Below are 13,664 nucleotides of genomic sequence, written 5' to 3'. Positions count from 1 at the left end.
TTCATACTATGTTTATAGGAATTGTTATTTGAGGAGGAATATTATATGTCACTACAATTTGATCATTTTGTCCATTTAACAGCTGACCCGAAAAAAGCAATTGAAACATTTCAAGCGATCGGATTACACGCAGTCGAAGGTGGTAAGCACGAAAATCTCGGAACTTACAATGCATTAAGCTATTTTGGTTTGAGCTATGTAGAATTAATCGGAATTTTTGATGAAGCTTTAGTAAAAACAGCCGCGAATATTAAATACAGCTTGCGTGATACATTTATCGAAAACCAACTACAACAAGGTCCCCAGCGCATCGCTTTACGCTCTAATAATTTGACTGCATTAGCAGAACATTTCCGCTCACTCGGCTTAGAAGTGAACGGACCATCAGATTTTAGCCGAACACGCCCAGATGGAACACTTGTCACATGGAAACTTTTATTTGCCGGAAAACCAAGTGATTCTATAACATTACCTTTCTTTATACAATGGGATGAAAACGATAACGACCGTCATGAAGACCTACAACAACGTGGTGTAATTGCACCTCATGAAATTGGAGATATTTCAGTAGATGGTGCAGCATTTGCCGTTCAAAATTTAGAACAAATTACTTCCCTTTGGCAGGAAATTTTACAACTCGATAAAGGCTTAATTTACGAAGATAAAGAATGGAATGCTAAAGCACAGCGCCTTTCATTACAAGGTGGCGACATCATTTTTTACGAACCACTTGGTGAAGGTACTGTGCAAGAAATAATTAATTCTAAAGGTGAAGGTTTATTCGCTCTTCAATTCAAAGGTAGTGACCCAAAAATAACTACTATCTCAAACGCAATATATCGATTTATTTAGGAGGAACTTTAATGAAAAAGTGGATAATTACATTTGGACTTTTCTTTATTTTGACAACTCTTGCTGCATGTTCTAACGATAGTAAAGAGCCTTCCGATGCCAAAGCAGCAAATAAAAAAGAAGAGTTACAAACAATTAATATCGGTTATCAAAAAGGAAATACGCTTCACATTTTGAAAGAAACAGGGATTTTAGATGAAGCTGCGAAAGAAAAAGGTTTAACGATTAAATGGGAGTTATTCACACATGGTACTACGCTAATGGAAGGAATTTATGCAGGGGCAATCGACTTTGGTCACGCTGCTGATGGTCCTGGAATTTTTGCACAAGCATCGAATAAATCATTTTATTACGTCGGCGCAGATGCACCAAATCCTGAAGGTGTCGGGATTGTCGCCCTAAAAAAATCAGGCATCACCAATTTAGAAGACTTAAAAAACAAAAAAGTTGGAGTTATTAAAGGCGGGAATCACCACTACTCAACTGTTCTCGCATTAGAATCAGTCGGTCTATCAGTAGATGATGTAGAGTGGATATATCCAAAAGACGCTGCACAAGGCCGCGCTTTATTCGAAACAGGGCAAATTGACGCATTAGCTTCTTATGATCCGTTCTTCGCATCCGCAGAAATCGAAACAGACTCGAATACATTGGTAAATGGTGACATCGATAACTATCCGAACCGCACATTTTACTTTGCAACGACGAATTTTGCCGACAAGCACCCTGATATAGTCCAATTTATTTTAGAAAAAATCAATGAATCTGATGAATGGGCAAATGATAACAACGAAAAACTTATCGATATTATGTCTAAAGCACTTGGCATTAACGAGGAGGTCATTCGTAAGCAAATTAATCGCCGTACGTTCGGCGCCTCTGAAATTACGAAAGATATTATCAGTGCCCAACAAAAACAAGCAGAGAAGTATTTTGAGATTGGTTTAATTCCAGTTGAAGTAAATGTGCAAGGTAAAGTTTGGGTAAATAAAAATTAAATTCTTTAAGCAGATGGGCATCCCCTTTTCCCATCTGTTTCCGCATAAATAGGAGGCTTATCAATGAAAAAAACGACTTTTGATTTTCGACCTTGGGTAATCCCTGTGGTGCTATTAATCATTTGGGAAGTTATTGTGCGATTTGAAATTGTTTCCCCATCGCTCTTCCCTTCTCCGATTACAATTGTAGAAACCGCTTGGAACTTACTTGTAGACGGTGATTTAACTACACATATCGGCATTAGTCTCGGGCGTGCATTAACAGGTATGTTAATCGGCGGTGCGATTGGCTTTGCACTTGGCGTTTTAAACGGTTTATCGAAAAATTTCTATATTTATTTAGACACGACGATTCAAATGATCCGCAACATTCCTCATCTCGCTTTAATTCCTTTAGTCATTGTTTGGATAGGAATTGGCGAGGATGCCAAAATCTTTTTAGTCGTACTAGGCGTGTTATTTCCCGTTTACGTGAACACATTCCATGGTATACGGAATGTCGATCCGAACTTAGTAGAAATGGGCAGAATGTATAACTTAAAGGGTTGGCAACTATTTAGGCATGTCCTTTTACCAGGCGCACTTCCTTCTATTTTCGTTGGGTTGCGTTATGCACTTGGGGTTATGTGGCTTACATTAATTATCGCTGAAACAATTCCAACTCAAGCTGGACTTGGCTATTTAGCTACAAACGCACGTGAATTTATGCAAACCGATATCATTATTTTAAGCATTATTATTTATGCGCTCCTCGGGAAATTAGCCGATATCATCGCGCAATTTGGAGAAAATCGTGCATTGAAATGGAATGCTAGTTATAACAAATAAGAGAGGATATGAGACGATGAAACATGAACCGATTCAAATTGATATCCACAATCTTCAAAAATCATTTGGAAATAAGGAAATTCTTCATAACATTTCGACTACATTTAAAAAAGGAGAGTTTATTGCTGTTATTGGGAAAAGTGGTAGCGGGAAAAGTACGCTATTACGTTTAGTAGCTAGCCTTGAGGAAATTACACACGGTGAATTGCTGTTTGATGGCGTTCCCGCTACGCAATCCGATGCGAACGTTAAAATGATGTATCAAGATTCTCGTCTCCTTCCTTGGAAAAAAGTAATTGATAACGTCGGACTTGGTTTAGCAGGTAATTGGTCTGCTTTAGCAGAAGATGCATTAGATAAGGTTGGTTTACTTCATTTAAAAGATGAGTGGCCTTCAACATTATCTGGTGGTCAAAAACAGCGAGTTGCACTTGCTCGAGCCTTAATTCATGAGCCTTCTCTTTTAATGCTCGACGAACCATTAAGTGCGCTCGACGCATTAACTCGCATCGAAATGCAAAATTTAATAGAATCCATTTGGCAAAAAAATCACTTTACAGCGTTGCTTGTAACACATGATGTAAGTGAAGCTGTACGCTTAGCAGATCGTATTATTTTAATAGAAGATGGCTCCATTGCGTTCGATGAGCCCATTGCAGTACCTCGCCCTCGCAAATTAACAAACCCTTTTTTAATCGAGCTTGAGGATAAAATATTAAACCGATTAATGAAGGGTAGAGAGATCGACTTAACAAGTGAGAAACAACCTTCTATTAATCCATTGAACCTTTTAGTTAATCCATGAACGCGAGTGAAACTCTATTACATCAATTACGCCTCGGCGTAATTGCGTCCAGATTTTTTCGAGCTCATTAGGGAAGTTAGCCTAAGTGCGTCGCGTCCATGCGACAACGGCTAACTGACCTGCATCACGCAGGCCTCCTTAAAAATCTGTGACATCCGCCGGGGCTTGGTCCAACACGATGTTGGTCACTCAGGCGTTGCCACAGGACGTGGCGTTCTTAGCCTGGGTTCCTCTGATTCAGCAAGGTTTGAACCCTCACTGAATAGATTTGCGTTTTTTGGCATTCATCTACCACTTATGGACGTGGTCGAATTTTGCTGAATCAAGTTAAAAGTAAAAGATGGCATGGGTTCGAGTCCATACCATCTTTTTATTTGTACTTTTTAGGTGTAAGAAATTACACTAATATGAAATAATCCATCTGAATGGATTTCATAAAGCCTGCTTTTTCGTACACACGTAGCGCACCCGCATTTTCAATCTCGACATCGAGCAGCACCATTTTTTCCCCGTTTCGAATCGCGTAATCCTTTACCCACTGTAATATTTGCGTACCGATTCCACGACCTTGCATAGTTGGTGCAACCGCAAATGCAGTAATCCACTGCACTTCACCTTCTTTACGCGTTGTAATTGTGCCTATCACTTCCTCGTCATATTCGACGGTCCACATGATTAGGCCCTCGGTTGTTGTATTATAATCGATTAACTCAAGTGATTCTTCACGCATATCACCAAATGTCGCCATTAAAATTGTCACAATTGCCTCTGTTTCTTTTTGCATAAACGGACGTACTGTCAAACTTGAATTTTCCTGTAAAATTTCTGCCTTTGCTTCTAGCGTCGCTTCTGAAAAGCTATACAAGTAGTTATTTTTTTGTAAAAACTCACGTCCAAAATTCGCGCCTTCCACCATTAATGCAAGCTCACCTTCACTACCGCGCGTTTCCATCCCTTCATGCAGGACATTTAAAATCGCATTGCCAATACCGAGTTGGCGATACATCGGCGCAACGACCATCGACCATTCATAGGTGTTTAATCCCATCAAATCAAGCGCAGTCCCCGCCCCAACTAATTCATTTTTATCATCATCGTATACAAGTACATAAAAGCCTTTCATTTCATAACTTTTCGCGACAGGTAAATTCATCACCTGCTGATATATTTGTCCATCAATACGGGAACTTGTTTTACATAATACTTGGATTTCTTCATACGTTTCATCATCTAAAGGAAACGATACTGTAATTGCCGATAAATTCATTCTTTCTACTCCACTTCTCTATACATCAGATGTCCTTATTCTAGTAGAGCTACTACGGATTCGCAACTACTGATGTTTGCCTTTACTAAAAAAAACGGAACATTGATATTTAGCTTTTAACTTAATTGGGTATATATCCTCTAAATAACCCCTTCAATGGAACTTTAAATTTCTTAGATCTTCACCAAAATTTTAAGTCTATATATCTATATATTAGTTAAAACACATTTCACCATTTGATTTCACATATAAATTGAACTATAATTACCTTTTGAAATGTTTAGTATTTTCCTCATTGTTCAGAAATCGAAACAGACTATAATTACTACTTCCGATATCACTTGGATTTATGTACCACATACAAAGATGACTTATGACTGCATTTCGATTTATTATTTTAGTATTAATTTACGGAATAAGGAGACCAAACATATGACAAAAGAACAAATTTCTATAGCATGTAATGAACTATTGCAGATTAGCCCTTTCCCATCCTTTCTAGTATCACTAGACGGACTATTTCTAAAAGGTCATTTTGGTGATTTATCATATGCCACAACAGATTTAGAAGAATTAAAACAACAACCAATTGCCAGTACAATACTTCCAATGTTTAACAAAAGTCTATTAAACACGATTTTAGATAGCACGCAGCCTATGTGTTTTCAAAATGTTGAATTAACTATAAAAAACAATAAACCTATCCATGTAACGCTATATACAAAACTCACGAACTACCAACAAGAGCAAGTTATTCATATGCTTTGTATCCCGACCGACTCCATTCGTTTAATGAATGATGAGCAACAGCATTTAGTCGACTTAAAAAATGGTATTCACAATTCATTCATGACCGTAACGCTTGATAATGAAGGCTTTATTGTGCATACAAACCAGCATTTTTTAACAACAAGCCACTGGACTCCAAAGCGCGTACTTGGAAAAAACTTTTGGCAACTCTTCCCCTCAGACGATGAAAGCTTGAAAGAAGTGCAACAAATTTGGAAAGTCCTTCAAAACGGCAACATTTGGCAAGGTGACATCCAAAAGATAACAAAGGATGAGCAGCCGTATTGGGTTCACTTAACAGCAATTCCGATGAGCAGCCAAAATTCAGTCGACAATCGCTTTTTCTTTATCGAGCGCGATATTACAAATGAAAAGTTGATGCAAAATCGATTGGAGAAAATTGCTTACATCGATCCTGAAACAGGGATGATTAACGTACATCGACTTGAACAAATTATTACGCAAATGATTGAAGAAGAGCGCCATTTTTCATTCGTCTATTTAAGCATTGATAAATTTTATACAATTAAAGATTTACATGGTGATTTTGCTGGGGGCTCGCTTATTTTAGAGTTTACGAAACGCATGAAAATGTATTTCCAAGACAGCACAATGGCGCGCATTAACGAAAATGACTTCGTTGTCATTACTCCATTGCCAGAATGGTTTACACATGGTTTTTTAAGTTATTTGCAGCAACACCCTATTTACAATGACAGTGTAGCCATTCCCGTTTCTATTAGTGGTGGTATTACACGATTCCCAGAAGATCAATCGACATTTGCTCAACTTATGAAAGCCTCTCTTGCAACAATTACAAATGTTCGTGCAGCAGGCGGAGATAATATTTTGTCATTATCAAATGCAACACACAAAGCATTAAACCGAAAATCCATTGTTGAGAAACGTTTATTACTTGCCCTGGATCAAAGAAATTTACAAGTACTTTATCAACCGCAACTTGATTTAAAGACAAATAAGATTACTTCAGTTGAAGCGCTTGTCCGTTGGGATGATGAGGAAATCGGTGTTGTTTCTCCTGACGAATTAATTCCTATTGCAGAAGAAACAGGCCTAATTAATAACATCGGTTCATTCATGCTCGAAAAAGCGTGTGAACAAGCAGTCGCATGGAAAAACGCCGGACTTCCAATCACAGTAAGTATTAACTCCTCTGTCCGTGAATTCCGCGATAAAAACATGGCCAAATCGATTTTAGAAACACTTGAACGTACAGGATGTCCAGCGAATTTATTACAAATTGAAATTACCGAGAAGTTTGCACTTGAAGCTGAAGCTGAGATGGGTATCATTAAACAAATGCGCATATTAGAAAATGAAGGCATTGTCTTTTCTTTAGACGATTTTGGAACAGGCTACGCATCGTTCCGCTATATGCAACTATTACCGATTTCAATTTTAAAAATTGACCAAACCTTTACAAACACACTATTAAAGTCCGATAAATCACGACAACTTGTTCATGGTATGGTCCAACTTGGTAAATCAATGAATTTAACAATCATTGCAGAAGGTGTAGAAACCGAAGAACAGCAAGATCTGCTAAAAAGTTATGGCTGTGACGCGGTTCAAGGGTATTATATTAGTAAGCCTGTGTCGAATAATGAAATTTTCAACATCTTAAAATAAAAAAGAGCTCGGCAAGTAAGGTTACCCCGTACTTGTCGAGCTTTATTTTTTCACTTTCATAAACGATTGAATAGATGTTTTCCCTTTACTCATCATGCCTAGTAAAATTTGCACAATAACTTCGGCAAATACAAGTCCCATCGCAATCGCCCCTGAAATCATAAATGCACGGATCCCATTTTGTAACCCCATAATATAATCAAGCTCCATGAAGTTACGCATCGCATTATACGCAATGCCACCTGGTACTAATGGAATAATACCTGAAACACTAAAAATAATCATCGGCATGCGAAATTTACGTGCAAAAAAGTGGGCAACGAGCGAAACGACAAATGCCCCAATAAAGGAGGACCGAACATCATCTAAGCCCCACTCTGTCACGAAATAATAAATAGTCCAACCAACCGCCCCAACAAATCCACAGGCAGGAATTACCTTCGTTGGCGCATTGAAAATGACGCCGAAGCAAGCAGTCGCAATAAAACTAACCAAAGCCTGTAAAATAATCGTTTCCATATTCAAATGGCCTCCTAAATCAATTATCCTTTGATATTATTGCACTGGCATACACTGCCCCACTTGTAGAGGTTAAAAGGATAGTACAAGTGCAATACCTGAACCAATCGCAAATGCCGTTAAAAAAGCTTCTGCGCCCTTTGCCATCCCTGCAATAAAATGCCCGGCCATTAAATCTCGCACAGCGTTGGTAATGAGTAATCCTGGCACTAATGGCATTACCGACCCTATAATAATTTTATCCACTTCTGTACCAAAACCATAATGGACAGAAAGCGAGGCGACCACACCGACACTAACCGCTGCTAAAAATTCCGAGAAAAATTTAACACGCGTCATTTTGTGAATAATCGTAACAATATATAAACCGACCCCTCCTGCGACAAAAGCTGTCGGGATATCGGTGAGCATTCCTTTATATAAGAACAAGAAGCAACTACTCGCAATGCTAGCAGCTAAAACTTGTAGTAAAATTGGTAAAAAATAATTCGTTTTTTCTATCCGCTTTAACTCGTCATAAGCTCGCTCTAGTGTTATCATTTGAGATGTAAGCTTTCGAGATACATTATTCACAAGGACAATCCGATGTAAATCTGTAACTCTTGTTGAAATCGATGTAATTCGTGTAGGTTGCGTTCTCCCTAGTGAAAAAATAATACCAGTTGGCGTTACATAACTTTGTGCATCCATCATATTTTGTGAACGAGCCATTCTTTGCATCGTATCTGCAACACGATACGTTTCCGCTCCACTTTCTATCATGATGCGACCTGCTAATAACAAACAATCCATCGCCATTTCATTCTGTTCAAAATTCATTGCGTCGGGAACCTCCTTCAACTTCTTAGCTCATATTACTCGAAGCGTAGTAAAAAAGACATCTTTTTTTACTTTCAACTTTTCATGGATGTTTTTCAGAGAAAGGGGCGCACACATCATGAAAAACAAACCTAGAAAAAAACGTGGACCTTGGATTGATCTCCTACTTATCGGTGCTATTTTCGCATTGGGAGGAGCCATTGTTTTTTTAACGAATTTAAATGGAAAATCCTTATTTCAAAAGGATGAAAATGCAGCTTCCAATAATATTACTTCTGACATTTCCGAGGAAGAATCCTCATTTCCTGGTGTAAAAATTATTACTGACATCTCCAATGATAAAAAAATGCCTTTTGCGATTCAATACCCTTTGACTAAATTCGAGGCATTAAACGAGGCAATTACTACTTATATCGATGATTCTAAAGATTATTACATAAGCATGATGCGACTTCAAAAAGATGTAGAAGAACATATGGGCGAGCTCAATATTCGTCTAGATACTTATCAATATGAACACTATTATTCCTTTGTTTTAACAAATAAAGTAACTTTAAACAATCTCGAGCACCATTCAAAAGTAAAAACATTTTTAATCGACAGTGAAAATGGGCAGGTTATTAATATTGCTACATTACTAAATGAAGATTTAAAAAGCCTAGAAACATTTGCATCACATATTCAATCAGAAATTTTAAAAGACCCGAAACTTGAAGGGGTAATTTCACAAGATAAACTAATGCTTGCAACGAAACCGGAATGGGCATCTTTCAACCGCTTTGCATTAAAAGATGACTCACTTGTTATTTATTTTGATGAAGGCGAAATAGCAGATCCTTCTGCAGGATTACTCACTTTCGAAATGCCACTATCCTTCATTAATCCGTTACTTGCTTCCGACTTTCAAATTGCAATGGAATCAGAAGAAACAATTATACCAAAGTTTGATTTGGACCCTTCCAAAAAACATGTTGCACTGACGTTTGATGATGGTCCACATCCAAAAGTAACAAAACAAATTTTAACTTTACTTGAAAAGTATGATGCCAAGGCGACGTTTTTCATGCTCGGTAGCCGCGTTCAGTACTATCCTAGCTTAGTAGGTGAAATACGTGATGCTGGTCATGAAATTGGTAACCACTCTTGGAGTCACCCTGTGTTAACAAAGCTTTCTGCAGCCGAAGTGACAAAAGAGTTCGAATCGACAGAGCAAGCGATTTTCAATGCGATTGGTCAGTACTCTACCGTTTTCCGTCCGCCATATGGTGCTACGAACGATTCGATTAAAGCATTGCTGCCAATAACTTCTGTGAATTGGACGATTGATACACTCGACTGGAAGCACCGTAACGCAAACAGCCTGTTACCAAACATTCAAAATTCACTGCACAATAATTCGATTATTTTAATGCATGATATTCATCAATCAACAGCAGATGGATTAGAAGCGGTCCTTGTCTACTTAAAAAATGAAGGCTATGAATTCCTGACTGTTTCAGAAATATTGAATTACCATAAATGAGTTATTTACATTAGTCTATCAAAAAAATCCGCTCTTGATGCATATCATCAAAAGCGGATTTTTTTATTTTAGAATAGCTAATTAAAAACCAATCATTTGCTGTTTTTTAAATGTGCTCATTTGATAGCTTGTAATTTTTGTACGAGATACCGTATACAAATTATCACCTGTATATAAAATTCGTTGAACGACATTGTATGAATCCTCGTACTGCTCGCCTGGTCTTGCTGGCTCCGTTAAATCGCCTGCAAGTTCAATTCCTGCTGTCGTTACTTTATAAATTTGTGCGCCCGTACCTTTATATGTCAAGCGGTCTTCATCCTCACCTGGCTCATAAATTGTAATCGGGAAACCGTAATAATTGTTGCGTGCATCTCTAAATAGCGCCTTGTGATCATTTTGCACTTCCGAGTACGTACCACGCCCACCTATAATGACTGCGTCTTGCTCAATTGGATTGGCTAAATCCGTTACATTGAATAAGCTTAATTTCATCCCTTTCGTTAAAACGATTGGCTCCTTAGAACCAGATTCCATCTTCACCTCTGTATCGTAACCAATACCTAGTAAATGATTTTCCCCGATTGGATGTAAGTAATTACTAAATCCAGGTATTTTCAGCTCACCTAATACTTTTGGTGCTTGAGGATTTTTCGTATCAATAACGAAGAGTGGATCTGTTTCTTTAAACGTCACGATATAGGCCTTTTCCCCCATAAAACGCGCTGAATAAATGCGTTCTCCTTGTGCCAAATCATTCACCGAACCGACTTGCTTTAACGCATTATCTAAAATGAACAGATGATTTTTAGAGTTTGCTTCTGAGCCCCATGCGTTGCCCTCTGTCGTCGCAATGCGGATATAACCGTTATGTTCATCCATTGAAAACTGATTTAATACAGACCCCTTTACCTTTCCTTGCGCCGCCATACGTATCGATGTTTTATCTACAGCAATTTTATAAATCGTCGTTTCATTCACTTCAGCCGGCATCGAAACTTCTGATGTCGCCTCTACCTCACTACGCATCATCAGCATATGACTGTAATTCATAGATGCCATATAAATCGCATTTTGTGACATGTATAACTGTCCACTATTGCCTAAGTAGCTTTCAGTGTTCAATTTAGCAGAAGCAATATTACTCACATCGATTGCCGAAACGATTAAATAATTCGGTGTGTTGCTTTCTGGCAAAATGCGAATTTTTCCAAATGGTAACGCTTGATCCACACCGCTTGTATCATACGTATATGGAAGTAAATCCATATCTTCTACTTCACGCAACATCCAATAATTCGGTGTTTGATTTGAAACGACATATAAATAGTTCCCCGCTTTTCGTAAATTCGTTAAATATCCATCTTGCCCAATTTCACGAATAAGTTTTGGATTGTTCGCATCTTTCACATCGTAAAATGCTACTTTTGCAACAGACTTCCCATCATAATACGGTTCTTTACTCGTTTCAATATACGTTGAATAGGCTACAATGAGCGTATTTTCATGCAGCATTAAATGGGATGGATATGCATCCTTACTAACAACCAGCTTTTTTACAACTTTCATATTTTTTGCATCCGTAATCATAATTCGATTATCAACTATGGAATAAATATACTGCCCATCCGTAATCGCGATGTCGCCTTCTTCGATACCTTCTACCTGATTATTTGTCGTTGAGTAACCCGCTCCACCTCCACTTGCACTATCCATTGCAACATCCGATAGCATTTTACTTTCTTCTTTGCTTTCCGCTTCCATAATAACAGGTGATTTATCAGCCATTAAAAATGTTGTGAAATAAGCTTTTAAATCTTGTTGTGATGTAATTTTGGTAATTTTATTCACTACTTGTAAATCAAATTGATTATCCTTTTGCAGTGCTTTTCCGCTTTTAAATGCTGCTTTTTTTACATGAATCGTATAATTCCCTACTGCTAATCCTTCTATTGACAATACTTTAGCAGCTGCATCTAATTGAAGTGTCGCCTTCACTGCTTTTCCTTGTTGATCAACAATCGAAATGTTGCCATCTGTTACACTTTCCACAGTAAGTGCTTGATTAAATGAAATAAAATACGGTTCCCCCGCTTGCACAATCGTAGACGCATGCGCTTCTATTTTTTTATCAAATAGTATGTAGCTAAACACCACAAGCGAAACGAGTGTTGCAATCATCCCTAAACAATATCTTTTGCTTTTACTCATTGAAATCTCCTCCTTCATTCACCTTTTACCCCATTAGACTTCCTATTTTGCAATTCGTTTCACTTTTATCTGAATAATCTTTATTTTTATCGTAAAAACAAAAAACTTCTAAACAATTTCTCAATTAGTTGTTTAGAAGTTTTCGTTAAAATAATATTTCTTTCAATTTAATCTTCTGTAAAACTGAAGTTCATCGAATTCCCCCTACCATTTTACAATCATTGTTGAACGGTGCGATGTTTCTTTAATTATGACACCCCGTTTTGCCATTTCTGCAATAAATTCACGACCCGGCACGACCGTTTCTGGTGTAAATACACCCCGATCTGTAATAAGTCCTTTACCAATCATTTGCGCTACTACTGAAATCGTATTAGCCGTTGAACGTGCCATTGCCGTTACATTTCTCTCTAAATCTTTACGTACAACCATTTCATACTCATACGTAATTTGTTCTTCTGATTTTTCCCCTGAAATAATGACTCGTAACAATACCGCATCCGCTTCTTTTCCTAATTCTAATTCTTTCTTCAATACTTCTCGCGTTACTTCACGAACACTGACTTCATTGCCTCCAACAGTAACCGTATTCGTTTTATCAAGGAAGCCTAAATCAGCAAATAACTTAAATTTCTCTGCATGCCCTTTATAGCGGATTGTTTTGTATTCAAGCGTTTTTACATTAGGGAATGTATAATGCAATGTCGAAATTCCACCCGATGTATAGAATGCCTCGAGTACGCCAAATTCATCAAAATAAATTGGCTCGATGCCCGTTAAAGACTCCACTTCTGATAACGTCCCTTTTGAAATAACCTTTGATGGCTCGGTATAATGGTCAAATACCCCATCTAACGAAAACACCTGCGTATAGTTTAGCGGTGGCTTCGGCTCTGTCGGTATCCCCCCAACAAATAATTTAATAGAATCCACTGAATCTAATTTTGAAGCCCCATACCCTGTCAAAATATTAATCATGCCCGGTGCAACACCCAAATCTGGAATAACTGTAACGCCTTTTTTCACCGCATCCTCATTAAGTGCTAAGATTTTTTCCGTCACACCACCAATATGACCACCTAAATCTACAGAATGTACCTCCACATCAATTGCCGCACGGACCACACGTTCATTAAATGTATAAAACAGAGCATTAATCACAACTTGCCCCTTTGAAATAACTTTGCGTAAGTCGTCATCACAATCAGCATCCAACTGAACAACTTCCACTTTATTTGTATTTAATGTCGCGACAAATTCATTTGCCGGATCTACCGAAACATCTGCTAAAAATACTTTTTCAACTTGCTCACTCGCTACCAAATCACGCGCAATTTCTTTTCCCATTAAACCTGCACCTAATACAACTACTTTCATGTAAACATCTCCCTTGTTTGTATTTAA

11 protein-coding genes are annotated in these 13,664 nt (G+C 37.9%); 6 read left to right on the top strand and 5 right to left on the bottom strand.

All coding sequences use genetic code 11. The features are described from left to right. The first annotated feature begins 45 nt into the window (after positions 1-45). The 4 genes from MHI10_RS02080 to MHI10_RS02065 all read left to right on the top strand — a co-directional run bounded on the left by MHI10_RS02080 (position 46) and on the right by MHI10_RS02065 (position 3,483). Positions 46-852, top strand: a complete 807-nt coding sequence (locus MHI10_RS02080) for a VOC family protein (protein WP_340782486.1) — start codon at positions 46-48, stop codon at positions 850-852. Positions 853-863: 11 nt separating this feature from the next. Next, positions 864-1,850 (top strand): aliphatic sulfonate ABC transporter substrate-binding protein, encoded by a 987-nt coding sequence (locus tag MHI10_RS02075; protein ID WP_340782484.1) that lies wholly within the window; start codon positions 864-866, stop codon positions 1,848-1,850. A gap of 63 nt (positions 1,851-1,913) precedes the next feature. Then, positions 1,914-2,678: an ABC transporter permease subunit gene (locus MHI10_RS02070; RefSeq protein ID WP_340782483.1), complete on the top strand. Its 765-nt coding sequence runs from the start codon at positions 1,914-1,916 to the stop codon at positions 2,676-2,678. 16 nt (positions 2,679-2,694) lie between these two features. Then, complete coding sequence (locus MHI10_RS02065) at positions 2,695-3,483, top strand: ATP-binding cassette domain-containing protein (RefSeq protein ID WP_340782482.1); 789 nt, start codon at positions 2,695-2,697, stop codon at positions 3,481-3,483. Between the two features lie 397 nt (positions 3,484-3,880). On the opposite strand, the gene MHI10_RS02060 is transcribed toward MHI10_RS02065, so the two are convergent. Further along, entirely contained in the window at positions 3,881-4,750 is an 870-nt protein-coding gene (locus MHI10_RS02060; RefSeq protein WP_340782480.1) for a GNAT family N-acetyltransferase, read from the bottom strand. A gap of 432 nt (positions 4,751-5,182) precedes the next feature. Here MHI10_RS02060 and MHI10_RS02055 point away from each other — a divergent pair, with 432 nt between their 5' ends. Continuing rightward, positions 5,183-7,189: an EAL domain-containing protein gene (locus MHI10_RS02055; protein WP_340782478.1), complete on the top strand. Its 2,007-nt coding sequence runs from the start codon at positions 5,183-5,185 to the stop codon at positions 7,187-7,189. Positions 7,190-7,231: 42 nt separating this feature from the next. Here MHI10_RS02055 and MHI10_RS02050 read toward each other — a convergent pair whose 3' ends face one another. Together MHI10_RS02050 and MHI10_RS02045 are read right to left on the bottom strand one after the other, a co-directional pair. Next, positions 7,232-7,708, bottom strand: coding sequence for a threonine/serine exporter family protein (locus MHI10_RS02050; protein ID WP_340782477.1), 477 nt, complete (start codon positions 7,706-7,708; stop codon positions 7,232-7,234). Between the two features lie 72 nt (positions 7,709-7,780). Continuing rightward, positions 7,781-8,527 (bottom strand): threonine/serine exporter family protein, encoded by a 747-nt coding sequence (locus MHI10_RS02045; RefSeq protein ID WP_340782475.1) that lies wholly within the window; start codon positions 8,525-8,527, stop codon positions 7,781-7,783. Between the two features lie 118 nt (positions 8,528-8,645). Between MHI10_RS02045 and MHI10_RS02040 the strand changes: the two genes are divergently transcribed. Beyond that, complete coding sequence (locus MHI10_RS02040) at positions 8,646-10,049, top strand: polysaccharide deacetylase family protein (protein ID WP_340782472.1); 1,404 nt, start codon at positions 8,646-8,648, stop codon at positions 10,047-10,049. A gap of 81 nt (positions 10,050-10,130) precedes the next feature. Here the strand turns inward: MHI10_RS02040 and MHI10_RS02035 are convergent, their stop codons facing one another. Beyond that, positions 10,131-12,260: a beta-propeller domain-containing protein gene (locus MHI10_RS02035; RefSeq protein ID WP_340782471.1), complete on the bottom strand. Its 2,130-nt coding sequence runs from the start codon at positions 12,258-12,260 to the stop codon at positions 10,131-10,133. A 204-nt stretch (positions 12,261-12,464) separates the two neighbouring features. Continuing rightward, on the bottom strand, positions 12,465-13,637 hold the full coding sequence (locus tag MHI10_RS02030) for a saccharopine dehydrogenase family protein (protein ID WP_340782469.1): 1,173 nt from the start codon (positions 13,635-13,637) through the stop codon (positions 12,465-12,467). Positions 13,638-13,664: the final 27 nt, after the last annotated feature.

The sequence above is a fragment of the Solibacillus sp. FSL K6-1523 genome (assembly GCF_038005225.1).
Classification (GTDB): domain Bacteria; phylum Bacillota; class Bacilli; order Bacillales_A; family Planococcaceae; genus Solibacillus.
This window is presented reverse-complemented; position numbering and strand designations above follow the sequence as displayed.